Source organism: Sinorhizobium sp. 8-89, assembly GCF_030124325.1.
Classification (GTDB): domain Bacteria; phylum Pseudomonadota; class Alphaproteobacteria; order Rhizobiales; family Rhizobiaceae; genus Sinorhizobium.
On the sequence record NZ_JASKLR010000001.1, the window covers coordinates 786,413 to 809,688 of the forward strand.

A 23,276-nucleotide genomic window follows, 5' to 3' on the forward strand; every position below is an offset into this window, starting at 1 on the left:
CGTGACTGGACATGACTGCTGAAACCCTCTTTGCAAGCCTGCAACTCTCGGTCCCTGAACTGATCCTCGCGGTCGGCGCGATGGTACTGTTGATGATCGGCGTCTTTTCGAGCGAACGGTCCACACCGACGGTAACCGGGCTTGCGGTCGCACTGCTGATCATCGCGGGGCTGTGGCTAGTCCTGAAGACCGGCGAGGGCGCGGCCTATGGCGGCGCCTTCCTCTCCGATCCCTTCGCCAAGTTCATGAAGGTCCTGGCGCTGATCGGCTCCATTACTGCGATGGTGATGACCGTCGGTCACGCCCGCTCGGCCCAGATCGACCGTTTCGAGTTTCCGGTGCTCCTGGTTCTGGCGACCCTCGGCATGCTGCTGATGATCTCCGCCAACGACCTGATCTCGCTCTACCTGTCGCTGGAACTGCAGTCGCTCGCCCTCTACGTCGTAGCGGCGATCAATCGTGACAGCATCCGTTCGACGGAAGCCGGGTTGAAATATTTCGTTCTGGGTGCCCTGTCGTCGGGCATGATGCTTTACGGCATGTCGCTTGTTTACGGTTTCACCGGCCATACCGGCTTCGACGAGATCGCTGCGGCGCTGACGGCGGAAGGCCGGTCGCTCGGGCTGGTCTTCGGCCTGGTATTCATCCTCGCCGGCCTCGCTTTCAAGATTTCCGCGGTTCCGTTCCACATGTGGACGCCGGACGTTTACGAGGGCGCGCCGACCCCGGTCACGGCCTTCTTCGCCGCCGCTCCGAAGGTCGCGGCGATGTCGATCCTCGTTCGCATCGTCATCAACGCCTTCGAACCGGTGGTGGCCGACTGGCAGCAGATCATCGTCTTCATCTCGATCGCTTCCATGCTGCTCGGTGCCTTCGCGGCAATCGGCCAGAGGAACATCAAACGGCTGATGGCCTATTCTTCGATCGGCCACATGGGCTATGCCCTGGTCGGCCTTGCGGCCGGCTCGATGGCCGGAGTGCGCGGCGTGATCCTCTACATGCTGATCTACATGATCATGACGCTCGGTACCTTTGCCTGCATTCTCGCCATGCGCCGCAAGGAAGGCGAGCACGTCGAGAACATCGATGATCTTGCCGGCCTCTCGCAGACCAATCCGTTCATGGCAACGGTGCTGACGATCCTGATGTTTTCGCTGGCCGGCATTCCGCCGCTCGCAGGTTTCTTCGCGAAGTATTTCGTGTTCGTCGCCGCAATCGAGGCGCATCTCTACGCGCTCGCGATCATAGGCGTGCTCGCGTCCGTCGTCGGCGCCTATTATTACCTCCGTGTGATCAAGGTCATGTGGTTCGATGAAGCCAAGGGTGAATTTGCCCGCACTGCCGGCGAACTGCGTCTTGTCTTCGGCCTTTCCGGTCTGTTCGTTCTCGGTTACGTGCTGATCGGCGGCCCGCTCGGAAGCGCCGCGGAAGTTGCGGCCCGGACCTTCTTTTGACCGGCGGAAAGGGCGGCGGCCGGATTTCGCTTGACGACTTCCGGCACGTCGCGCTTGCCGAGACCGTCTCGACCAACAGCGAGTGCCTGGCGAGGGCGCGCGAAGGCGATCCAGGTAATCTCTGGATCACCGCCCGGCGCCAGACGGGCGGTCGCGGCCGTCGCGGCCGCGCCTGGTTTTCCGAGCCTGGCAATCTCTACGCATCGCTGCTTCTCATCGATCCGGCACCGGTCGCGCGACTGCATTCCCTGCCTCTTGCAGTCGCGGTGGCGGCGCACCGCGCGATCCGGATGGTGATGCCGCCGGCGGCAGCGCCCGTTGAGATCAAATGGCCAAACGACATCCTCATCGACGGAAAGAAGGCATGCGGCATTCTTCTCGAAGGGGAGGAGCTTGCCGATGATCGGCGGGCGCTGGTCATCGGCTTCGGAGTGAATGTCGGTGTCGCGCCGGAGGGGGCGCTCTATCCTGCGACATCGCTTCGTCGCGAAGGGGCGTCGGCGTCGCCCGAGGAACTGTTCGCACATCTTTTTCTCGCCGTGGCCGAGATGCTCGCGCTCTGGGATCGCGGCACGGGTATCGGCAAGATCACAGAACTTTGGCGTTCGGCGGCGCGCGGCATTGGCGAGACGATCACTGTCAACCTGCCGGATCGATCGCTTTCGGGCCGTTTTGTCGGTATTGACCACGACGGCAGGTTGTTGCTCGATACCGGCGCCGGCACGCAGCAGGCGATCGCCGCCGGTGATGTATTTTTTGGATGATTGAAGAATAGGGGCGCGCAAAGATATGGCGCAGGAAGAAGAACTGGTGTTCTTGCCGCTCGGCGGCGTCGGCGAAATCGGCATGAACCTCGGCCTTTATGGCTACGGTCGGCCGGGCAACCGCCAGTGGATCATGGTTGACTGCGGCGTGACCTTTCCGGGCCCGGAACTGCCCGGCGTCGAGCTCGTCTTGCCGGATATCGCCTTCCTCGCGGAGGAGCGCCGCAATCTGAAGGCGATCATCATCACGCATGCGCACGAGGACCACTATGGTGCCTTGAACGATCTTTGGCCCGGCCTGAACGTGCCGGTCTATGCCTCGCCCTTCACCGCCGGCATGCTTGAGGCGAAGCGCGATTTCGAAAAGAGCCGCGGCGAAATTCCGATCACGATCTTCAAGCAGGGTGACCGGATCAATGTCGGCCCCTTCAGCATCGAGGCGGTCGGCGTCAATCATTCGATCCCGGAACCGATGTCGCTCGTCATCCGCACGCCGCTTGGCACAGTCGTACACACGGGCGACTGGAAGATCGATCTCGAGCCGTCGCTCGGCCCAATCACGGATGAGGCGCGCTTCCGCCAGGTTGGCGAAGAAGGCGTGCTGGCGCTCGTCTGCGACTCCACCAACGCACTTCGCGATGGGGTTTCGCCTTCCGAACAGCAGGTTTCCGAAAGTCTGGCGAAGATCATCACCAACGCTGAAGGTCGTGTCGGCATCACCACGTTCTCCTCGAACGTCGGCCGCATTCGCTCCGTCGCGGAAGCGGCTGAGGCAGCGGGCAGGGAGGTCCTGCTGCTAGGCAGTTCGATGAAACGGGTCGTGGACGTAGCGAAGGACCTGGGCCTTATGGAAGGGCTGAAGCCGTTCCTGGCGGAGGACGAGTTCGGTTACATTCCTCGCGATAAGGTCGTCGTGATCCTGACCGGCAGCCAGGGCGAGCCCCGGGCAGCGCTTGCCAAGATTGCCCGGGACGAGATGCGCAATGTGGCGTTTTCTGCCGGCGACACGATCGTCTTCTCGTCGCGAACGATCCCCGGCAACGAGAAGGCCATCAACGATATCAAGAACGGTTTGATCGAACAGGGCATTCACATCATCACCGACAGTGAGGCGCTGGTGCATGTTTCGGGTCACCCGCGGCGCAACGAACTGCAGCAGATGTACCAGTGGGTCAAGCCGCAGATCGTCGTGCCGGTCCACGGCGAGGCAGCCCACCTGACGGCGCATGCCGAACTGGCGCTGCATTCCGGGGTCGCCAGTGTACCGCGGCTGCGCAATGGCCAAGTCTTGCGCCTGGCTCCGGGCCCGGCGGAAGTGATCGACGAGGCGCCACACGGCCGCATCTACAAGGATGGAATCCTGATCGGCGATTTCGACGAGATGGGCATCGGCGAGCGGCGCAAGCTTTCCTTCGCCGGCCACGTCTCCGTCAATGTCGTGCTCGACAACCGCTATGATTTCCTCGGTGATCCCGTTGTCGTGCCGATCGGACTTCCGGAGTTCGATGATGAGGGCGAGGACATGAATGACACGCTCTATGACGCGGTGCTGGGGGCAGTGGAAAGCATTCCTCGGGCAAAGCGGAAGGACTTGGCCATGTTGCAGGAAGCGGTTCGCCGCGCCGTGCGCAGCACCGCCAATCAGGTCTGGGGCAAGAAGCCGGTGGTCACGGTCTTTGTCACCAAAGTCTGATTTCCTCGCCACCAAGGTACGATGTAAACGGACACGCAGCCATCGGCTTTGGTCTTCGAGCGAAGGGAGCATTCGATGTTGGGAAGGGTAAACCACGTGGCGATCGCCGTGCCGGATCTGTCTTCGGCCGCTGAAAGCTATCGTTCGACGCTCGGTGCAAACGTCACCGAGCCACAGGCGCTTCCCGAACACGGTGTCACGGTCGTGTTCGTGACACTCCCGAACACGAAGGTGGAACTGCTGGAACCGCTGGGCGAGGCATCTCCGATTGCCGCTTTCCTTGCGAAGAACCCGGCGGGCGGCATGCACCACATTTGTTATGAGGTAACGGATATCATCGCGGCGCGCGACCGGTTGAAGCAGGCCGGCGCGCGGGTGCTCGGCGATGGAACGCCGAAAATCGGCGCCCATGGCAAACCGGTCCTGTTCCTCCATCCCAAGGATTTTCAGGGTACTCTGATAGAGCTGGAACAGGTGTGACAGTCGGGCGCGGCCCACTTATTTGCCGGCTGGGCTGAGGGACGCTATAAGGCGGACGCGATAGCCTTGGCGGCAGTTCCGGCGGAAACGCCGGCGCTCGGCCTGTCCAGCGATTTGAATTGAGACCCGCAATGTCCGCTTTTTCGACCCTTGCCATCTACTTCATCATTTGGTGGCTGACGCTGTTTGCCGTTCTGCCGCTGGGAGTCCGGACGCAGGCCGAGGAAAACGATATCGTGCCCGGCAGTGTCGAAAGCGCTCCGGCGCGGTTTCGTGCACTCCGTGTCGTTTTGCTGACCACTGTCATCGCTGCGGCCATTCACCTCGGTTGGTACGTCGTTTCTGTCAAACTCGGATACGGGATCGATTCCATCCCGCGGTTCGCGCCGGAATTTTACTGAACGGTCGCCGGCCTGCCGAGTTCATGCCAAAAACATGCCAAGGTCAGAAGCCCACAGCCGTGTCGCCCATTCTGCCACGACATCTCGTGACGGCTCTACAGGCCCGCGCGTCTCATCAGACGCGCCAAAAGGAGCGTGTAGCACTTTGAATTGCTGCATGTTTTTATCTTAATCGATTAACATACAGTGGGATTCGAGGAAACTTGCAGCAGGAGGTGCGGGTAGCATTCCTGCCAGCCCTCGGTGCCGACGGGGAATTCGCGGGCTTGACAACCGAAGAATTGACATTTTTTAAAAAGTGCTTCGGTTCTGGGTTATCGTGAAAAAGCAAAAAAAAACAAGGCGTAAAGCCTTGTTTTTAAGTTTCGCGTGATCTTTAAGCCGTTTCCGGCGGCAGCGAACGAGCGCGCCTAAGATCTTATCCTCCCAAGACTTGACCGCGAATTTCGGCAAGAATTTGGTCTTCTTGCCTGTTTTGTGAGCCGAAATTAGCTCAAACATTGGGCGCTGTCATCTGCTTTTTTTGCATTTTTGCTACAGTCTGACAAAATTTTCCCGTTGACAGGAGCCGTCATTGTCCTGTTACTACCGTGCTCTTTTGACGCAGGCGAGCTCGGCGCATTTCCTGGCAAATCCCATCTGTTATGTGGCTTTCTTCCCGCCGCGGCAGGGTTTTCTTCCGCTCGCGAAGCGGTTATGAACGCTGAGCTCGAATGCTTTCCACACCGGCGGTGCCGGAGGAGAAATTCAAGAGTACGATCGCAGTAAGGCAAAGCCGCTTCTCCCAGCTTGCAGGTGAACGGCGGCCGAAGCACAACGTCATTTCGCCCGAATCCGCCGATAGTGCGAAGTCCACCAAGTTCTGGAACCCGTCATGCGCCTGTCCCGCTATTTCATGCCCATCTTGAAGGAAAATCCGAAGGAAGCGGAAATCGTTTCCCACCGCCTGATGCTGCGGACGGGCATGATCCGCCAGCAGTCTGCCGGCATCTACACCTGGTTGCCGCTCGGCAAGCGCGTGCTCGACAAGGTCAACGCGATCATTCGCGAAGAGCAGAATCGCTCCGGCGCGATCGAGCTGCTGATGCCGACGCTGCAGTCGGCAGAGTTGTGGCAGGAGAGCGGGCGCTACGATGCCTATGGCAAGGAAATGCTGCGCATCAAGGACCGGCAGGACCGGCCGATGCTCTATGGTCCGACGAACGAGGAGATGATCACGGACGTGTTCCGCTCCTATGTGAGGTCCTACCGCGACCTGCCGCTGAACCTCTATCATATTCAGCTGAAGTTCCGCGACGAGATCCGTCCGCGCTTCGGCACGATGCGTTCGCGCGAGTTCCTGATGAAGGATGCCTATTCCTTCGATCTTAACCGCGAAGGGGCGGAACATGCCTATAACAGGATGTTCGCCGCCTATTTGCGTACTTTTGCCCGCATGGGCCTGCGCGCCATTCCGATGCGCGCCGATACCGGCCCCATCGGCGGCAATCTCAGCCACGAGTTTATCATTCTCGCCGACACCGGTGAGTCCGAAGTGTTCTGCCACAAGGACTTCCTCGGTTTCGATATTCCGGGTGAGGATACCAATTTCGATGACGTCGCCGGCCTGAAGACGATCTTCGAAAAGTGGACATCGCGCTATGCGGCGACGTCGGAAATGCATGACGAGCCGGCTTTCAACGCGATCCCCGAGGGGGAGCGTCTTTCCGCGCGCGGCATCGAGGTTGGCCACATCTTCTATTTCGGTACAAAATACTCCGAAGCGATGGGCGCGAAGGTGCTTGGGCCGGACGGCAAGGAGCACGTCGTGCATATGGGCTCCTACGGCATCGGTCCGACGCGTCTCGTGCCGGCGATCATCGAAGCGTCGCACGACGAAAACGGCATCATCTGGCCGAAGTCGGTCGCCCCGTTCGATGTGGTGGTGATCAACATGAAAGCGGGTGATGCCGCTTGCGATGCAGCCTGCGGCACGCTCTACTCGGATCTCGGCAAGGCTCGATTCGACGTGCTTCTGGACGATACCGATGATCGCGCCGGCGCGAAATTCGCGACCGCCGATCTCATTGGCGTTCCGGTTCAGATCATCGTCGGCCCGCGTTCGGTCGCGAATGGCGAGATCGAGGTCAAGGACCGCAAGACCGGCGAACGCGAGACGATGACGATCGAAGCCGCGATCAACAAGCTGGTTGCGACCAGATAGAGACGAAGGAAGCGAGATGACCGCGGCGACGGAAGACCAGGTGCAGGCTGCCGCTCCGTCTGGGGCGCCTTCCAGTCGTCCCTTTTCTGCGTTCGAGCGCATGGTGGCCTGGCGCTATCTGCGCTCGCGACGGAAGGAAGCCTTTATCTCGGTCATCGCCGGCTTTTCCTTCATCGGCATCATGCTGGGCGTGGGGACGCTGATCATCGTCATGGCGGTGATGAACGGATTCCGCACCGAGCTTATTTCGCGCATCCTCGGCATGAACGGCCATATCATCGTTCAGCCGCTCGATGGTCCGCTCACCAACTATGCCGATCTCGCCACCAAGTTTTCCGCGGTCCCCGGCGTCACCATGGCGATCCCTATGGTCGAAGGGCAGGTTCTCGCCCAAGGGCTGGGTGACGCGTCAACAGGAGCCCTCGTGCGAGGTGTCCGTGCCGACGACCTCTCGAAGATGAAATCCATCTCGGACCACATTCAGTCGGGCGATCTTGTCGGTTTTGCGTCGGGCAGCGGCGTCGCCATTGGTTCGCGCATGGCCGAACAACTGGGCATCCGTGTCGGTGGCACGATCACGCTGACCTCGCCGAATGGTGATGTGACGCCCATGGGCATGAATCCGCGCGTCAAGGCCTATACGGTCTCGGCGATCTTCGAGATCGGAATGTCGGAATACGACGCAACGATCGTCTTCATGCCGCTTGAGGAGGCGCAGCTTTATTTCAATGCGGAAGGTCTCGTCCAATCGATCGAGATTTTCGCCGAGCATCCGGACGCCGTGGACGCCTTGCGCAAGCCCCTTGAAGACGCGGCCGGCCGGCAAATCTTCATCAGCGACTGGCGCGACCGCAACAAGACCTTCTTCTCCGCGCTCGAGGTCGAGCGGAACGTCATGTTCATGATCCTGACGCTGATCGTGCTGGTGGCGGCCCTGAACATTATTTCCGGCCTCATCATGCTGGTGAAGGACAAGGGCAGCGACATCGCGATTCTCAGAACGATGGGTGCGACATCCGGGTCGGTGATGCGCATCTTCTTCATGACCGGGGCTGCCATCGGCGTCGCCGGCACCATCGCCGGGGTGCTCCTTGGCGTCGTTGTCTGTCTCAATATCGAGTCGATCCGTCAGTTCTTCTCCTGGATTTCGGGAACGACGCTCTTCAATCCGGAACTTTATTTCCTGAGCCAGCTTCCCGCGGATATGAATGCCGACGAGACCGTCGCCGTCGTCATCATGGCGATTGCCCTTTCCTTCCTTGCCACGATCTTTCCAGCCTGGCGCGCCTCGCGCCTCGATCCGGTGCAGGCCCTGCGATACGAATAACAAGGACAATAACGCAAATGAATGCGCGTGTGGCACTGCAGCTCTCCGGCATCGAGCGGCACTATGGCGAGGGCGACACCTACCTCCCGATTCTCAAGGGCGTCGATCTCACGCTGCGGGCTGGCGAGACGGTCGCGCTCGTGGCACCCTCCGGAACCGGAAAATCGACGCTCCTGCATATAGCCGGCCTGCTTGAGCACCCGGATGCGGGTGAAGTCGTCGTGAGCGGGTTGGCCTGTAACGGGCTCAGCGATGACCGGCGCACAGCGATCCGCCGCAAGGAGATCGGCTTCGTCTACCAGTTCCATCACCTTCTGCCTGAATTTTCGGCGCTGGAAAACATCATGATGCCGCAACTGATCGCCGGTCTTTCCAAGGCGGAAGCGGCGGAGAGAGCGACGGCGTTGCTCGATTACATGCGCATCGGGCACCGGGCCAGTCATCGGCCGACCGAACTTTCCGGCGGCGAGCAGCAGCGTGTCGCGATCGCCCGCGCCATGGCCAATGCGCCGCTCGTTCTCCTGGCCGATGAGCCGACCGGCAATCTCGATCCCGAGACCGCAGGCTATGTGTTCGAGGCGCTGGAGGCCTTGGCACGACAGTCGGGGCTCGCCGCACTGATCGCGACGCATAACCACGAACTCGCCTCGCTGATGGATCGCCGCGTAACGATCGAGGATGGCAAGGTCGTCGAACTGAAGTAGCCATACGGCAATTCAATGCGTTACGGCGACTTTTGCGTGTCCGAGGAGACGCGTAGCGTTGTCGCGTCAGGGAACGATGAGCCCGCCGCGATATTCAAGCTCATAGGCTTCTTCGCCATCGACGAAAATCACTTCGCGGCCGGAAAAGTGATCTGTCGCGCCGCGGCTGCTATCGACATAGCAACCATAGGCGTGCTGATACTCCATGCCGCCGAGGAAATGGCGCTTCTCGCGATACATCGTCTGCAGCGCGGCCTTGATAACCGCGCCGGCTCGTTCAGCATCGATCAGGTCCGGACGAACGATGCGGCCGAAGTAATTCATGGCCCAGCGCGGATTGCCATCATGCCAGACCGCCTCCTGGCCGGCAAAATCCGTTCCGCCAAAATAGCTGTCGAGATAGCTCCACGCGCCGCGCTGATGTCCGATATCGCGAGAGCCGGGTCTGCAGGCGGGAAGCTCGGCACCGTTGCCGACATAGGTCTTCGATTTCGCCTCGACGATGAAGTCGGTGAGTTCCTGTATGCTGAACATGAGCGTGCTCCCAATTCGGCCACAGAGGATGCCGGAACATTGCCGGCATGTAAAGAACAAAACAGGAACATGTGTTCTGAATCGCGTAGCTACGAGTTGCCTGTCTCGGAGTCGACCCTTGAGGGAAGCCGTGAGTCCTTGATGCGCTTGGTTTGCCTCCCTTGGCCGAATCCGCAGCGGCATAGTCGCGGCGCCACGCTGGCTACGCTGGCGCATTAACCATGAAAGCTGAATAGCGGGATCTTTTATGCAGCCTTGCTTGACTATGGAACAAAAAAGGAACAAAAGAAAAACAATAGCGGAAAAGGAGCCATGTTATGACTGATTTCGTTCGTGATCTCGCCGCCTTCGCCTCGATGAGCCTCTTCATCGCCAGCATTTCCGTGATTGCGCTCGGGTTGTAACCCTCCTGCTTCGGTGTGGTCTCGCAGGATAGAACCGCGCCGGGTCTGCGCTTCCTCGGATGCAGTGTTGAAAAAGACGGCGGTTCCGGTCGTTGCGCTGGACATGAGGGGCCGGAAACGGGATATCCTCTGCTCCTACCTAGAGCGCTGCGCGTCTGCCAGACGCGTAAAAGGACGCTGCAGCACTTTGAATTACTGCATGTTTTTGTCCCTGAATCGGCTACGATTGAGCAAACAGGCGGTAGCGCGAATCGGAGTACGACGATGGCGAATGACGAAAGCGTTGGGCAGCGGGCAACTGCGACGGATCCGCAGTTTGTTCACTTGCGGGTGCATTCGGCCTTTTCGCTGTTGGAGGGTGCGCTGCCGTTGAAGAAAATCATCGGCAAGGCTGTCGCGGATGAGCAACCGGCCATAGGCATTTCCGACACCAACAATCTCTTCGCGGCCCTCGAATTTTCACAGAAGGCAGCGGATGACGGCTTGCAGCCGATCATCGGCTGTCAATTGTCGATCGACATGGAGGACGAGGCAGAAGGGGAGCGGCGCGGCCACCATCACCAGCTTGCGAAGCTGCCGTCGCTCGTGCTGATTGCCGCAACCGATGACGGCTATGTCCGGCTCGTCGACCTCGTCAGCCGCGCTTATCTGGATGGCGAGGGCAGCCAGGCCGCGCGAATTACACGGTCATGGCTGGCTGAGGGCGGGACCGATGGTCTGATCGCGCTGACGGGCGCGGCCAGCGGCCCGATTGACATGGCGCTGAAGGCGGGTTCGTCGGCTCTGGCGGAGACGCGTCTGAAGGCGTTGATCGAGCTCTTCGGCGACCGGCTCTACCTGGAACTGCAGCGGCACGGCAACTATGACCGGCGCCATGAGAGCCGCCTGGTTGAACTCGCCTATCGGTTCGATGTGCCGCTGGTGGCGACCAACGAGGCGTTCTTTCCCTCGCCGGCTGACTATGACGCGCACGACGCACTGATGGCGGTCGCGCACAACGCGATGGTTTCGGATGACAGCCGTTTCCGGCTGACGCCGGATCATTATCTGAAGAGCCGCAAGGAAATGGCCGCGCTCTTCGCCGATCTCCCCGAAGCGTTGCAGAACACGATCGAAATCGCCCGGCGCTGCTCCTTCATGCTGAAGACCCGCGGGCCGATCCTGCCGCGATTCACCGGCGCTTCGGATGATCCGGAGGAGGCCGAGCGCGCGGAGGCGGCGGAGCTTCGCCGGCAGGCGGAGGAGGGGCTTGAGGACCGTCTGGCGAAGCTCGGTATGGCGCCGGGCTACAAGGAAGAGGATTACCGCGAGCGGTTGGCGTTCGAACTCGGCGTCATCGAGCGGATGAAGTTTCCGGGCTACTTCCTTATCGTTTCGGACTTCATCAAGTGGGCCAAACAGCATGGCATTCCCGTCGGACCGGGCCGCGGCTCGGGTGCCGGGTCGCTCGTTGCCTATGCGCTCACGATCACCGACGTCGATCCGATGCGTTTCTCGCTGCTGTTCGAACGCTTCCTCAACCCTGAGCGCGTGTCGATGCCCGACTTTGATATCGACTTCTGCCAGGACCGGCGTGAAGAGGTCATCCGTTACGTCCAGGGCAAATACGGCCGCGAGCAGGTGGCGCAGATTATCACCTTCGGATCGCTGCAGGCGCGTGCGGCTTTGCGCGACGTCGGCCGCGTGCTCGAAATGCCCTATGGCCAGGTCGACAAGATCTGCAAGCTCGTGCCGAACAACCCGGCCAATCCGACTCCGCTTTCGAAAGCGATCGAGGAGGAGCCGCGGTTGCAGGAGGAGGCGGAAAAGGAGCCGGTCGTGGCTCGCCTTCTCGATATCGCCCAGAAGATCGAGGGCCTCTACCGCCATGCCTCGACGCACGCCGCCGGCATCGTCATCGGCGACCGGCCCCTCTCGAAGCTGGTGCCGATGTACCGCGATCCGCGCTCGGATATGCCGGTCACCCAGTTCAACATGAAATGGGTGGAGCAGGCCGGTCTGGTCAAGTTCGACTTCCTCGGCCTGAAAACGCTGACGGTACTGAAGACCGCGGTCGATTTCGTCGCCAAGCGCGGCGTTGACATCGATCTTGCGAGCATTCCGCTGGACGACACGAAGACTTACGAGATGCTTTCCCGCGGCGAGACGGTCGGCGTGTTCCAGGTGGAAAGCGCCGGCATGCGCAAGGCGCTGATCGGCATGCGGCCGGACTGCATCGAGGACATCATCGCGCTTGTCGCGCTCTACCGTCCCGGCCCGATGGAAAACATCCCGGTCTATAACGCCCGCAAACATGGTGAGGAAGAGATCGAGTCGATCCATCCGAAGATCGACTATCTGCTAAAGGAGACGCAGGGCGTCATCGTCTACCAGGAGCAGGTGATGCAGATCGCCCAGGTTCTGTCGGGCTATTCGCTCGGCGAGGCCGATCTGTTGCGCCGCGCCATGGGTAAGAAGATCAAGGAGGAGATGGACAAGCAGCGCGCCCGCTTCGTCGAAGGCGCCGTCAAGAACGACGTGTCGAAGCCGCAGGCGGACCTGATCTTCGACCTGCTCGCAAAGTTCGCCAACTACGGCTTCAACAAGTCGCATGCGGCCGCTTACGCCATCGTCTCCTACCAGACCGCCTATATGAAGGCGCATCATCCGGTCGAGTTCCTCGCGGCATCGATGACGCTCGATATGTCGAACACGGAAAAGATCAACGATTTTCGCCAAGACGCCATGCGCCTTGGCATTGAGGTGATCGCTCCGTCGGTGCAAACGTCCTTCCGCCATTTCGAGACCGGCGACAACCGCATTTATTATTCGCTTGCCGCCATCAAAGGCGTCGGCGACTCGGCCGTCGAGCATATCGTTGCCGTTCGCGGCGACCGCCCATTTGCGAGCCTCGAGGATTTCTGCCTCCGGATCGATCCTAAACTTCTGAACAGGCGCGTCTTCGAAAGCCTGATTGCTGCTGGCGCATTTGATTGCTTCGGCTACGACCGGGCCGAACTTATTGGCGGGCTTGACCGGATCCTGGGCTTCGCCCAGCGCGCGCAGGAAAACAAAGTGAGCGGCCAGAGCGATATGTTCGGCGCCGGGGCAGCGACCGGACCGGAACGGATCGCGCTGCCAGCCTACACGCCCTGGCTTGCCTCCGAGAAGCTGCACCGGGAGTTCCAGGTCCTCGGCTTCTATCTTTCTGCCCATCCGCTCGATACCTACAACAAGCTGCTGGCGAAGATGCGCGTCCAGACATTTGCGGATTTCGCGGCGGCGGTGAAGCAGGGGGCGACCGCCGGCCGGCTGGCCGGAACGGTGACCTCGAAGCAGGAGCGCAAGACGCGTACCGGCAACAAGATGGGGATCGTCGCTTTCTCCGATGCATCGGGTCAGTTCGAGGCCGTTCTCTTCTCGGAGATGTTGAACCAATACCGCGATCTCCTGGAGCCGGGCAAATCGCTGGTCATGACGGTCGCCGCCGAGGAGCGACCGGAAGGAATCGGCCTTCGCATCCAGACTTTGCGCTCTCTCGAAGAGGAGTCGCTGCAGATGCAGAAGGCGCTGCGCGTCTTTGTGCGCGACGCCGGCCCGCTGCGCTCCATCGCCTCCCATCTCAACACGAAGGGCGACGGTCTCGTTTCCTTCGTCGTCATCAAGGAAAACGGCCAGCGGGAGATCGAGGTCGAACTCAACGAGAAATACCGGATTTCGCCGGAGATCGCGGCTGCCCTTCGCTCGGCCCCAGGGGTCGTCGATGTCGAACTCGTCTAAAAGTGTTTCCAGGAACGTGTGTGGCTGTTGTCCGGTTGGAATTGCATAATTCCCAGAGGCTTAGAGGCGGACAGTCGTCAGCGCGGGGCAGAGCGCGTGATGGTGATGAAGTCCGTTCCCTCGCCAGTTTCCTGGCCGCTCTCCGCGTCGGATATCGACAAGGACGATCCGTTGACGAGAAGACCTGCGATCCGTGTACGCACATCAGGGGGTACCGTGAGCCGATCCAGCGTTCCTTGAAGCGTGTTGGAAGCAAGCGGATCGGCGTCGATGGAAATGCCGAGTCGTTTTTTCATCGACGCGGGAAGATGATTTTCAAGGGAAACGCCAAACCATTTGCCGCTGCCGCTTGCCGCATCGAGATCCTGGAACTGCAGGAAGTGCGTTCCCAAGGCGACCTCCGGCTGCTCGATGTGGATGTCGGCCGAGAAGAGCGGCTGGAACTGTTGACGCACGAGCAAGATGCCGTTCGACGGTTTCTCGCGACCGGCCTTGCGGAACACCGCATCAATCAGTTCCGGCGTTATTTTGCCGTCAGCTTGAAGACCTTGAGCCGACTGGAAAGCGCTGACCGCGTCAAACGTGGCGGACCCGGCCCAGCCATCCGGGACGCCGGCATCAAAACCGAGGCTGCTCAGCAGCGTCTGCAACTCGCGAACGACGTCACGGGTGCTGCGTCGGGTGATCAGAATGCGAATCGGTCGTTGGGATTGGCCGGAGGCGGCAGGCACGGAAGCCGTCTTTATCATTGCCACTTCGAGTGCGTCGGTCTCTTTCTCACTAAGCGCCGGACGTAAAGGGACGTCGGGAAGCGGGGCCGGCTCTTCCTCAAGCGCTTGGTTCGGCTGGAAAAGCGTGGCGTTCGAAACCTCGGCGGGGATCACCGGACGATCCGATATCAGAACGTGCATTCCGTGCTTGGTCATCTTGAACAGTTTCGCCGCAAATTTGCTGGGCAACCGCACGCAACCGTGAGAGGCCGGGTATTTCGGTACATGGCTGGAGCCATGCAGGGCAATTCCCGACCAGGTCAGTCGCTGCATGAACGGCATCGGCGCGTTCGAATAGATGTTGGACTTGTGGTGACGGCGTTTCTCGATGATCGAGAAGATGCCCGTGGGCGTCGAGTGACCGGCCTTCCCGGTCGATGCCTTTGACTTGGCTACGACGGCATTGCCGTCATAGACGGTGATCGATTGCTGCTGCGTCGAGACGATCACCTGCAGCGGTCCATCGCTGGATGCAAACACGGACGAGGCCGACGCCAGCAGGAGGGCAAACCCGCCTCCGAGAGTGAAACGCAAAACCATCCGCTCATTCCAACGCGAGAACTGTCGAATGAGCGTATCCGCCAATATTTAAGGAATTCGATCACAGCGGCCGTCCCCGCGCGAGAGCATTATTGATCGCGACGCCGATGGCCGAAGGTGTAGCCCGTCTCGACGGTTGTTTTGCCGAACTTGTCACGCAGCTTGTTGATCGCATCTTCGGCAGCCGCGCGTCTCGTCGCCGCCGGGTCCACCAGATCCGGCGGATCGGCAAGACCGGGATCGGAGAGGTCGCTGACGCCGATGCCGATCAGCCTGTATCGGGTGCCGTCGGCTTCTTTTTCCAGAAGCTGAAGGCCGGTGCGGAAGATACGATCCGCCAGGCGCGTCGGGCTGTCGAGCCGCCGGTTACGCGTGCGGGTCTTGAAGTCGGCGGTCTTTAGCTTGAGCACCACGGTTTGCCCGGCAAGCTCTGCCTTGCGCAGCCGCAGCGCCACCTGTTCGCTGAGCCTCCTCAGATGAGGGATCAGTTCTTCCGGACGCGAGAGGTCGTCGTTGAATGTGGTTTCCGACGACACGCTTTTCGCTTCCCCGTCCGTTTCCACGATCCGCTCGTCCTGACCGCGCGAGAGGCGGTAGAGCCTTTGGCCCATCGTGCCGTAGCGGCGCATCAGGTCGGCCTCCTCCATCATCTGCAACTGGCCGATCATGCGAATGCCATCCCGCTCGAGCGTCGCGGCAAAGGCCTTGCCGACTCCCCAGATCAGCGTGACGGGACGCTCCTTGAGGAAGTCGACGGCCTCGGCCTGTCCGATGACGGAAAAACCTCGCGGCTTCTGCAGGTCGGAAGCGACCTTGGCGAGGAACTTGCAATAGGACAGGCCGACCGAGACGGTGATGCCGATTTCCTGCTCCACCCGCTTGGCGAACCGGGCGAGCGTTCGGGCCGGAGGATCATGGTGGAGCCGCTCGGTGCCGCTGAGATCGAGAAAAGCTTCGTCTATCGAAAGCGGCTGCACAAGCGGCGTCAATTCCAGCATCAGCGACCGCACTTCGCGCCCGACGCGGGAATATTTCTCCATGTTCGGCTTGATCACGACCGCCTCCGGGCAGGCTTCCAGCGCCTTGAACATCGGCATGGCGGAGCGCACCCCGTGAATGCGGGCGATATAACACGCGGTGGAGACGACGCCGCGTTTACCGCCTCCGATGATCACCGGCTTGTCGGCGAGTTCCGGATCGTCGCGCTTTTCAATCGAGGCATAGAATGCGTCGCAGTCGATATGCGCCAAGGTCAGCTTGTAGAGTTCGGAATGGCGAAGAAGTCGCGGGCTGCCGCAGGAAAGGCACCGCCGCGCCACGACGGTTTGTTCCCTGAAGCAGTCTCGGCAGAAGCCAGGAATCGATGCAGCGCTGTCGGGCATATCCGGAACAAAAGTTGAACGCGGCGACTTTACGCTCTACGCTACTGAGTCTCAAGGCGGAGATCGGAGGGGAGTTTGGATATCGCCCTGGAATTTCAACCGGTCACGGCGGAGCGCTGGCAGGATTTCGAACAGCTCTTCGGCCGGCAAGGCGCCTTCTGCGGCTGCTGGTGCGTTGCCCTCCGACTGCCGCACGCGATCCGCACCCGCATGTCGGCCGATGAGCGCAAGGGCTTCATCAAGGATCGGATTACCGCCGGACCGCCACCCGGCATCCTCGGATATTGCGAGGGCGCGCCGGTTGCCTGGGTGCAGGTCGGTCCGCGTCATGACGTCCCCCAGTTCAATTCGCCACGCACGGTCTCGCGACCGCTTCACGATTTCGAGGCCGACGACCGAACGGTTTGGGCGCTGAGTTGTCTGTTTCTTCTGCCGCACCTGCGCGGCAACGGGTTGAGCCATCGCCTGCTTGCTGCGGCGATCGACTACGCAAGGGCAGGGCGCGCCCGCTTTCTCGACGCATGCCCGATCGACCACGCCAAGCAGTCGAAATCGGCGACCCTCTGCATCGGCTCCACGGCGATCTTTGACCTCGCCGGTTTCGAGACGGTTGCGCGACGCAAGGACGGCAGACCGCTGATGCGGCTGGATTTGAGTCAATGAGTGCAACAGCGGGCATCACCTGGGCATTGGATTCGGCGGGCGTGGCCCTCCGCCGCAAGACGGCGCGCCGACAGGGCTGCTCAAGGCGCGGCGCTGACTCAGCGGCTTGCCGTCGAACGTCCGAAGTGAGCGCGGATCAGGCGCGCTGCATCGGCCCAATCCGCAGCGGTATGGATGCCTATATCCGGGACCGGGGCGAGGGCGCGAAATTCGGCGTTTGCCATCAGGTTTATGAGGAGGCAGGAAGGTGCGTAAGCCCTTACCGAGTGGAGATTGCGCAGGATGTCGTCGATAAAGACGACGGGGAGCTCCCGGGCGCCGTGCAGTCGCTCGACCAGCGGACCTTTGGGCTCTTCGGAGGCGAGCAGCGGATAGGAGAGATCGAGGGCGTCGAGCAGCGCACGCCGCACGGCGGCGTGGCGCGGTGGCATAGCGGTCAGAAACACGATGTCCGCCTCGGCGGAGAGCTCCGCGAGCGTCTTGACCACCAGCGCGGCCGGTGTCTGCCACTGCTCCTGCGCGGCGTAGAAGGCATCAAGCAGCGCCTTCACAGCGGCTTCGCTTGCCGCCTCACCGTTTTGCAGGTCGACTATGTTGCCTGCCAGGCGGAAGGAACGAGGCAGCAGCCTGTGCCGACGACTTTCGAGGAAGAGCTTGAAGGGCGTCAGAAATTCCAGGACGACTTCATCGACATCGCTGACGATCAGAGGCCTGTGCCCGAGAACGACGTCATCGCGTCGGTCGGTGGCCACGCTCAGCTATCCTCGAAATCCGACGCACCGGAGAGAAGCTGGTGCGCCCGCACGACGTCTTCCGGGGTTGTTTGCGTTGCTGCGCAAAAAGCCATCAGGGTCGGTTCGTGGTCCATCAGGAAAGCAACCAAACCGCCCATGAAACCCGGCTCGCCGATTGCCGCGCGCAGCGAGCCGGGATCGGTTCCGGTCAGGGCGAGGAAACGCGACAGAAGTTCCGGTTCGTCAGCGAGCCAGGCGAGGATGGCGATAGCCGTTTCGTCAGCACTCTTCATGGTGTCGAACCTCTCGTCATCTTGCGCCCGGAATTACCTATTTTTCAACCAAATAGCGCTAGCCTGGCGACTGAGGAAATGGGCCGAGTCGTTGATTGTGCAACTTATATGTCTAGAGCGGGATGAGGAAAAGTGTTTGCGGTTTTCCGCTCGCATCCCGCTCGCACTTATTAGGATCGATCACAACGTGATCTCATGGACTTGCAAGGCGGCGGCGGACAGCAAGGTATCGACATGCCCAAACAGGTGATGATTGTTGAGGACAACGAGCTGAACATGAAGCTCTTCCGCGACCTGATTGAGGCTTCTGGCTATCAGACGATCCAGACGCGCAACGGCATGGAGGCGCTCGAGCTTGCGCGCAAGCACCGGCCCGATCTGATCCTGATGGACATCCAGTTGCCCGAGGTTTCCGGCCTCGAGGTTACGAAATGGCTCAAGGAAGACGATGAACTCCATGTCATTCCGGTCATCGCGGTGACCGCCTTCGCCATGAAGGGCGATGAGGAACGTATTCGTCAGGGCGGTTGCGAAGCCTATGTCTCCAAGCCGATTTCGGTTCCGAAATTCATCGAAACGATCAAGACCTATTTGGGCGATTGCTGAGCGTCGGGGAAGATTGAGATGACAGCGCGTATCCTCGTCGTCGATGACGTACCAGCCAATGTGAAGCTCCTGGAGGCGCGTCTGGTAGCTGAGTATTTCGACGTTTTAACGGCCGGGGATGGGCAATCGGCATTGGCGATCTGCGAAAGGACGCCGGTGGACCTGGTGCTGCTCGATATCATGATGCCGGGCATGGACGGGTTCGAGGTTTGTGAGAGGTTGAAGGCAAACAGCCGTACCTCGCATATTCCGGTGGTCATGGTGACTGCGCTCGATCAACCGTCCGACCGCGTGCGCGGGCTGAAGGCGGGGGCGGACGACTTCCTCACAAAACCGGTCAACGATTTGCAACTGATGTCGCGCGTGAAAAGCCTGGTGCGGCTGAAGAATGTCAGCGATGAATTGCGTCTGCGGGCGCAAACGGCACAAACGATCGGCCTTCAGGAACTTGCGCGGCCGGATCGTCCGGACGAGCCGGGCAACATCCTCCTGGTGGACGCACGCGCCTCATCCCAGGAACGCCTTGTGCGCGCGCTGAAACCGATCGCCGACGTTTCGGTCATAACGGATCCCCAGGCGGCCTTGTTCGAGGCGGCCGAAAGCAGTTTCGACCTCGTCATCGTCAACGCAAACTTCGATGACTACGATCCGTTGCGCTTGTGCTCGCAGCTGCGTTCGCTGGAGCGCACACGCTTCATACCGATCCTGCTCGTCACCGAGCAGGGGCGCGACGAGATGGTCGTTCGGGCGCTCGAACTTGGCGTGACGGACTATGTCATGCGCCCGGTCGATCCCAATGAGCTTGTGGCTCGTTCACTGACGCAGATTCGTCGCAAGCATTGCAATGACCGGCTGCGGGCCAGCGTCCAGCAGACGATCGAATTGGCGATCACCGACGATCTCACTGGTCTGCACAATCGCCGTTATCTGGACAATCACCTGAAACTATTGATGGACCGCGCCGCTGCCCGCGGTCGGCCGCTTTCCATCTGCATCACCGATATCGATCGCTTCAAATACGTCAACGATACCTATGGCCATGACGCAGGCGACGAGGTGTTGCGCGAGTTTGCTAACCGCGTGCGCGCGACGGTCCGTGGTGCCGATCTCGCGTGTCGGTTTGGCGGCGAGGAATTCGTGATCGTCATGCCGGACACCACGCCAGAAATGGCGGCAATCGTCGCCGAGCGCCTTCGTCTGGCGGTTGAGAGCGGTGCATTCCCCATTTCGCGGACTGATACGCTTCATTCCGTCACGGCCTCTCTTGGCATCTCCAGCCTGAGAGCAGACGGCGACACGCCGGAAGCGTTGTTGAAGCGAGCCGATATGGCGCTGTATCAAGCAAAAAACAACGGCCGCAACAGGGTAGTGGCGGCAGCCGCCTGACCTTGATGCAGCAAGTAACACGGCCGCCCGACCGCGATTAGAATGCCTTTTTCGGGCTCTTGTTAAGTTTCTTTAAAGTTGTATTCTCCGCTCGACCGCTGGTGCTGGGGCAAAGCATTTCCATAAGCGGCAGATTCGGCGTTGTCCGAATATGAGACAGAATTAACCAAACGCCGAGCAACCTTGTTTCGGCGATTAAGAATTCGTTGATTTTTTTTTATTTTCAGGCAATGCTGATACGTATGGAAGCATGCCTTCCGTCACCAATCGGTTACCCCATGATGCTCAGGTCCGCCGCATCTCCTGGGTCGTGGGGTCGGTCGGCTGGCTCTGATGTTCGCGGATTCCTCGTGCCGCAGTCGGAAGTCAGCCGGCCCCCTTTCAAAACGCCGCTTCGCAAGAGGCGGCGTTTTTCGTTTCGGTTCAGCTAGATAGAGCTGTCCAGCGTCGGGAACGGCGCACCATTGAGGCCGTCGTCGAAGACAACAAGATCAAAGAAAAAGCGCCGACCTTGCGGCCGGCGCTTTAAAACAGACTGGAACGCTGATCTTACTTGATCTTCGTTTCCTTGAACTCGACATGCTTCTTCGCAATCGGGTCGTACTTGGTCTTCGTCATCTTTTCCGTCATCGTACGGCTGTTCTTGGTCGTGACGTAGAAGAAACCCGTGTCCGCTGTCGACAGAAGCTTGATCTTGATGGTGGTAGCTTTCGCCATGGTCGTCCTGCCTTTATAAAGATGAAAGCCGTGGACAACCGGTTGCGGGCCACGGTCAAGGTTGGCGCGAAACTACAAATCGCGACCGAAAAGTCAAGGCCGTTTTGGATTCAAAACGATCCGGACCACTGAAAGCGCAACATAAAGCCCGAAGAACGCCGCGATCGCCCAGGCAAAACCGCTGTTGCCGGTGACGTCCATCGCCGCTCCGATCACCTGCGGGCCGGCGACGGTGCCGACCGCGTAGGAGAAAACGAAGGCCGCATTCGCTGCGGCGAGGTCAGCGCCCTGGAGCCGGGAACCCAGATGGCTGAGGCCGACTGTGTAGAGACCTGAAACGCAACCGCCCCAGAACAACAGCACAAGGGCCATCAGAATCCAGCTTTCGATCAGCATCGGCAGGCACAGGGCGCCGATCAGGCCGATCACCGTCATCGCGGAAAGGAGCGTGCGGCGATCCTTGACTCGGTCGGACAGCATGCCGAGCGGAATCTGGAAGATGAAGTTTCCGATGCCCATCACCGTCAACAGCAGCGCTGCCTGCGATTCGGTGAAGCCGGCCCGCGTCCCGAAAATCGGGAACAGCGAGAGTCCCCCCGATTCGACGGCGCCGAAAATGAATACCGCGGCGGTTGCCGTGGGCACGAGGAAGACATAGCGCATGAAATGGCGCTCGGGCTTCTCGTCGAGCACGGGACTTTCATTGCGCGCCAGAAAGATCGGTATGGCCGCAAGCAGAATCACGCCGGCGCCAACGGCGAAGGGTAATATCCCGTCGCTACCGAGAATCGAGAAGAGCAGGGGACCGCTCGCGAAACCGAGCGAAAGCACGGTGCCGTAGATGCCGAGCACGAACCCCCGCCGGTTAGGGGGCGCCGTCGCATTGATCCAGAATTCAGAGAGGATGAAAAGGACGGTGATCGCGCCGTGGAAGACGACGCGCAAGGGGAACCAGAGCCAGAAATTGGTGATGTAGTAAAAGCCGAGCGCGCTCGCGGCGGCAAACAATATCGCCAGGAGCATTGTCGGCGCGACGCCATGGCGGTGCGCGAACTTCGTCGTGAACGGGGCGGCTGCCATGGAGGCGAGGCCGGCCATTGCCGAGTTGAACCCGATCAGCGTCGACGGAATTCCGCGCTTCTCCATGATGATGCTGAGCAACGGCAGCCCCAGGCCGATGGCAATGCCGACCGCGGTGATTGCGGCGACGGCGGCAATCAGCGAAAGCCAGTGAATTTCGTCAACCGGTGCAGGCGTACCGGACGGCGGCTTTGACATTCGAAAAGAACCCTTAGAGGAGCGTGCGGACAAAGCGCCCACGGCGCGTGAAGTAAAACGGCACTGACCTCTCACGAGGAAGGGAGGGATCGGATTCGAGGCTGCTCCTCAGGTCCGCAAGGATTAGGGCGGTGATCTCCGGTATTTGGAGGGGCGGAAATTCGTTCACATCGATCCACTGCAAGTCCTGAAGCTCCCGGCTTTCCAGAATCAGCGAAGCATCGATGTCAGCCTCATCCGCGAAAACCGCGAAGAAACGCGTGTCGAACCGCCTCGGGTATCCCGGAGGAGTGATGGCCCGAGCCATATAGCGCAAGTTTGCAAGATCGGGAAGGAAGGGAAGCTCGGCGTTTGGTTCAAGCCTCGGCTTGCCGACACGGACGCCGGCCTCCTCGTAGAGTTCTCTTAGGGCCGCCAGCGCCAGCGCCCGCGCGCGTGCATCGGTCACCGCTCGCCCGTCGACCGACCTCAGCGACCGCAGAACGGCCGGATGGAGATCACCCGCAAAGGCCAGCCGGTGGTCGGAGGGATCGCGCCTGCCGCCGGGAAAAACATAGAGGTCTGGCATGAACGCATGGGCGCTGTGCCGCCTGCCCATCAGCACGCGCACGCGCGCGTCGGAGCGGTCGAGGAGCATGATGGAAGCGGCGTCTCGCGGCCTCGCGAGCCGGCTTTTTGTTGCCTCCGATTGCGGCGAAGGTGCCCTGCCGCTGATGCACTCCGACGTCATGCCGAAGGGTCTCGCGCCGGAAGAACGTCCTCCGGGGCATCCTCCTTGCCGCCGAAACCGTGCATCTTCATGGCCCATTGTAGCCCGATGACGGCACCCTTGACCGGCTGCAGCAGTGCCAAAGAACTGGCGACCGTGACCGGCGCCCAGATCGCCAGATGCTGCCAGGTTGAAAGGGGGAAGACGAGGTCGGTCATCATGTAGCCCCCGAGCACCAGGTGGCCGATGATCGTGACGACGATATAAGGGGGGAAATCATCGGCGCGATGATGATCCATGCGCTCGCCGCAGACGGCACAGGCGTCGACCGACCTGATGAAGGCGCGGAAAAGACGCGCTTCGCCGCAGGCGGGGCACCGGCTGAGAAAGCCGCGCTTGATCGAGCGCATCACGGGACGTTCGCCATCCTGCATTCCCCCGAGCTGTAGCTCTTCCGTGGCCGTTGCCTTCATAG

21 protein-coding genes are annotated in these 23,276 nt (G+C 60.6%); 12 read left to right on the forward strand and 9 right to left on the reverse strand.

Annotated elements, in window-relative coordinates; genetic code table 11:
• The first annotated feature begins 11 nt into the window (after positions 1-11).
• The 8 genes from nuoN to QN219_RS03875 all read left to right on the forward strand — a co-directional run bounded on the left by nuoN (position 12) and on the right by QN219_RS03875 (position 9,026).
• A complete protein-coding gene (gene nuoN, locus QN219_RS03840) occupies positions 12-1,454 on the forward strand; it encodes an NADH-quinone oxidoreductase subunit NuoN (protein ID WP_283998057.1) in 1,443 nt (480 codons plus the stop codon).
• A complete protein-coding gene (locus QN219_RS03845; protein WP_283998058.1) occupies positions 1,451-2,218 on the forward strand; it encodes a biotin--[acetyl-CoA-carboxylase] ligase in 768 nt (255 codons plus the stop codon). Before nuoN ends, QN219_RS03845 begins: the two co-directional genes overlap by 4 nt.
• A gap of 25 nt (positions 2,219-2,243) precedes the next feature.
• On the forward strand, positions 2,244-3,911 hold the full coding sequence (locus QN219_RS03850) for a ribonuclease J (protein WP_283998060.1): 1,668 nt from the start codon (positions 2,244-2,246) through the stop codon (positions 3,909-3,911).
• Between the two features lie 75 nt (positions 3,912-3,986).
• On the forward strand, positions 3,987-4,391 hold the full coding sequence (gene mce / locus QN219_RS03855; RefSeq protein WP_283998061.1) for a methylmalonyl-CoA epimerase: 405 nt from the start codon (positions 3,987-3,989) through the stop codon (positions 4,389-4,391).
• 131 nt (positions 4,392-4,522) lie between these two features.
• Positions 4,523-4,792 (forward strand): DUF1467 family protein, encoded by a 270-nt coding sequence (locus QN219_RS03860; protein ID WP_283975973.1) that lies wholly within the window; start codon positions 4,523-4,525, stop codon positions 4,790-4,792.
• A gap of 874 nt (positions 4,793-5,666) precedes the next feature.
• A complete protein-coding gene (proS, locus tag QN219_RS03865; RefSeq protein ID WP_283998063.1) occupies positions 5,667-6,995 on the forward strand; it encodes a proline--tRNA ligase in 1,329 nt (442 codons plus the stop codon).
• Between the two features lie 16 nt (positions 6,996-7,011).
• The gene (locus QN219_RS03870; RefSeq protein WP_283998065.1) at positions 7,012-8,322 is read left to right on the forward strand and encodes a lipoprotein-releasing ABC transporter permease subunit; all 1,311 of its coding nucleotides are present in this window, start codon (positions 7,012-7,014) and stop codon (positions 8,320-8,322) included.
• Positions 8,323-8,339: 17 nt separating this feature from the next.
• The gene (locus QN219_RS03875; protein ID WP_283998066.1) at positions 8,340-9,026 is read left to right on the forward strand and encodes an ABC transporter ATP-binding protein; all 687 of its coding nucleotides are present in this window, start codon (positions 8,340-8,342) and stop codon (positions 9,024-9,026) included.
• Between the two features lie 66 nt (positions 9,027-9,092).
• On the opposite strand, the gene QN219_RS03880 is transcribed toward QN219_RS03875, so the two are convergent.
• Positions 9,093-9,560, reverse strand: a complete 468-nt coding sequence (locus tag QN219_RS03880) for a DUF5680 domain-containing protein (protein ID WP_283998068.1) — start codon at positions 9,558-9,560, stop codon at positions 9,093-9,095.
• 668 nt (positions 9,561-10,228) lie between these two features.
• Between QN219_RS03880 and dnaE the strand changes: the two genes are divergently transcribed.
• Positions 10,229-13,723 carry a DNA polymerase III subunit alpha gene (dnaE, locus tag QN219_RS03885; protein WP_283998070.1) on the forward strand — a complete coding sequence of 1,165 codons (3,495 nt, stop codon included), beginning with the start codon at positions 10,229-10,231 and terminating at the stop codon, positions 13,721-13,723.
• A gap of 77 nt (positions 13,724-13,800) precedes the next feature.
• Here the strand turns inward: dnaE and QN219_RS03890 are convergent, their stop codons facing one another.
• The gene (locus QN219_RS03890) at positions 13,801-15,027 is read right to left on the reverse strand and encodes a L,D-transpeptidase family protein (RefSeq protein WP_283998275.1); all 1,227 of its coding nucleotides are present in this window, start codon (positions 15,025-15,027) and stop codon (positions 13,801-13,803) included.
• Between the two features lie 95 nt (positions 15,028-15,122).
• Positions 15,123-16,415, reverse strand: a complete 1,293-nt coding sequence (locus QN219_RS03895) for a DNA polymerase IV (RefSeq protein WP_283998072.1) — start codon at positions 16,413-16,415, stop codon at positions 15,123-15,125.
• 75 nt (positions 16,416-16,490) lie between these two features.
• On the opposite strand from QN219_RS03895, the gene QN219_RS03900 reads away from it, so the two are divergent.
• Positions 16,491-17,078 (forward strand): GNAT family N-acetyltransferase, encoded by a 588-nt coding sequence (locus tag QN219_RS03900; RefSeq protein ID WP_283998074.1) that lies wholly within the window; start codon positions 16,491-16,493, stop codon positions 17,076-17,078.
• Positions 17,079-17,176: 98 nt separating this feature from the next.
• On the opposite strand, the gene QN219_RS03905 is transcribed toward QN219_RS03900, so the two are convergent.
• Positions 17,177-17,836 carry a hypothetical protein gene (locus tag QN219_RS03905; RefSeq protein WP_283998276.1) on the reverse strand — a complete coding sequence of 220 codons (660 nt, stop codon included), beginning with the start codon at positions 17,834-17,836 and terminating at the stop codon, positions 17,177-17,179.
• Positions 17,833-18,105: a DUF3572 domain-containing protein gene (locus QN219_RS03910; RefSeq protein ID WP_173512556.1), complete on the reverse strand. Its 273-nt coding sequence runs from the start codon at positions 18,103-18,105 to the stop codon at positions 17,833-17,835. The genes QN219_RS03905 and QN219_RS03910 overlap by 4 nt, the downstream gene beginning before the upstream one ends.
• A 234-nt stretch (positions 18,106-18,339) precedes the next feature.
• On the opposite strand from QN219_RS03910, the gene QN219_RS03915 reads away from it, so the two are divergent.
• Together QN219_RS03915 and QN219_RS03920 are read left to right on the forward strand one after the other, a co-directional pair.
• On the forward strand, positions 18,340-18,711 hold the full coding sequence (locus QN219_RS03915; RefSeq protein ID WP_283998277.1) for a response regulator: 372 nt from the start codon (positions 18,340-18,342) through the stop codon (positions 18,709-18,711).
• An 18-nt stretch (positions 18,712-18,729) separates the two neighbouring features.
• Positions 18,730-20,097 (forward strand): PleD family two-component system response regulator, encoded by a 1,368-nt coding sequence (locus tag QN219_RS03920; protein ID WP_283998075.1) that lies wholly within the window; start codon positions 18,730-18,732, stop codon positions 20,095-20,097.
• Positions 20,098-20,646: 549 nt separating this feature from the next.
• Here the strand turns inward: QN219_RS03920 and rpmG are convergent.
• The 4 genes from rpmG to QN219_RS03940 all read right to left on the reverse strand — a co-directional run bounded on the left by rpmG (position 20,647) and on the right by QN219_RS03940 (position 23,274).
• Positions 20,647-20,814, reverse strand: coding sequence for a 50S ribosomal protein L33 (gene rpmG / locus QN219_RS03925; protein ID WP_153436600.1), 168 nt, complete (start codon positions 20,812-20,814; stop codon positions 20,647-20,649).
• Between the two features lie 93 nt (positions 20,815-20,907).
• Positions 20,908-22,092, reverse strand: coding sequence for an MFS transporter (locus QN219_RS03930; RefSeq protein ID WP_283998077.1), 1,185 nt, complete (start codon positions 22,090-22,092; stop codon positions 20,908-20,910).
• A 13-nt stretch (positions 22,093-22,105) separates the two neighbouring features.
• Positions 22,106-22,822, reverse strand: a complete 717-nt coding sequence (locus QN219_RS03935; RefSeq protein ID WP_283998078.1) for an NUDIX hydrolase — start codon at positions 22,820-22,822, stop codon at positions 22,106-22,108.
• Positions 22,819-23,274, reverse strand: coding sequence for a DUF983 domain-containing protein (locus QN219_RS03940; RefSeq protein WP_283998279.1), 456 nt, complete (start codon positions 23,272-23,274; stop codon positions 22,819-22,821). The genes QN219_RS03935 and QN219_RS03940 overlap by 4 nt, the downstream gene beginning before the upstream one ends.
• Between the last annotated feature and the right edge of the window lie 2 nt (positions 23,275-23,276).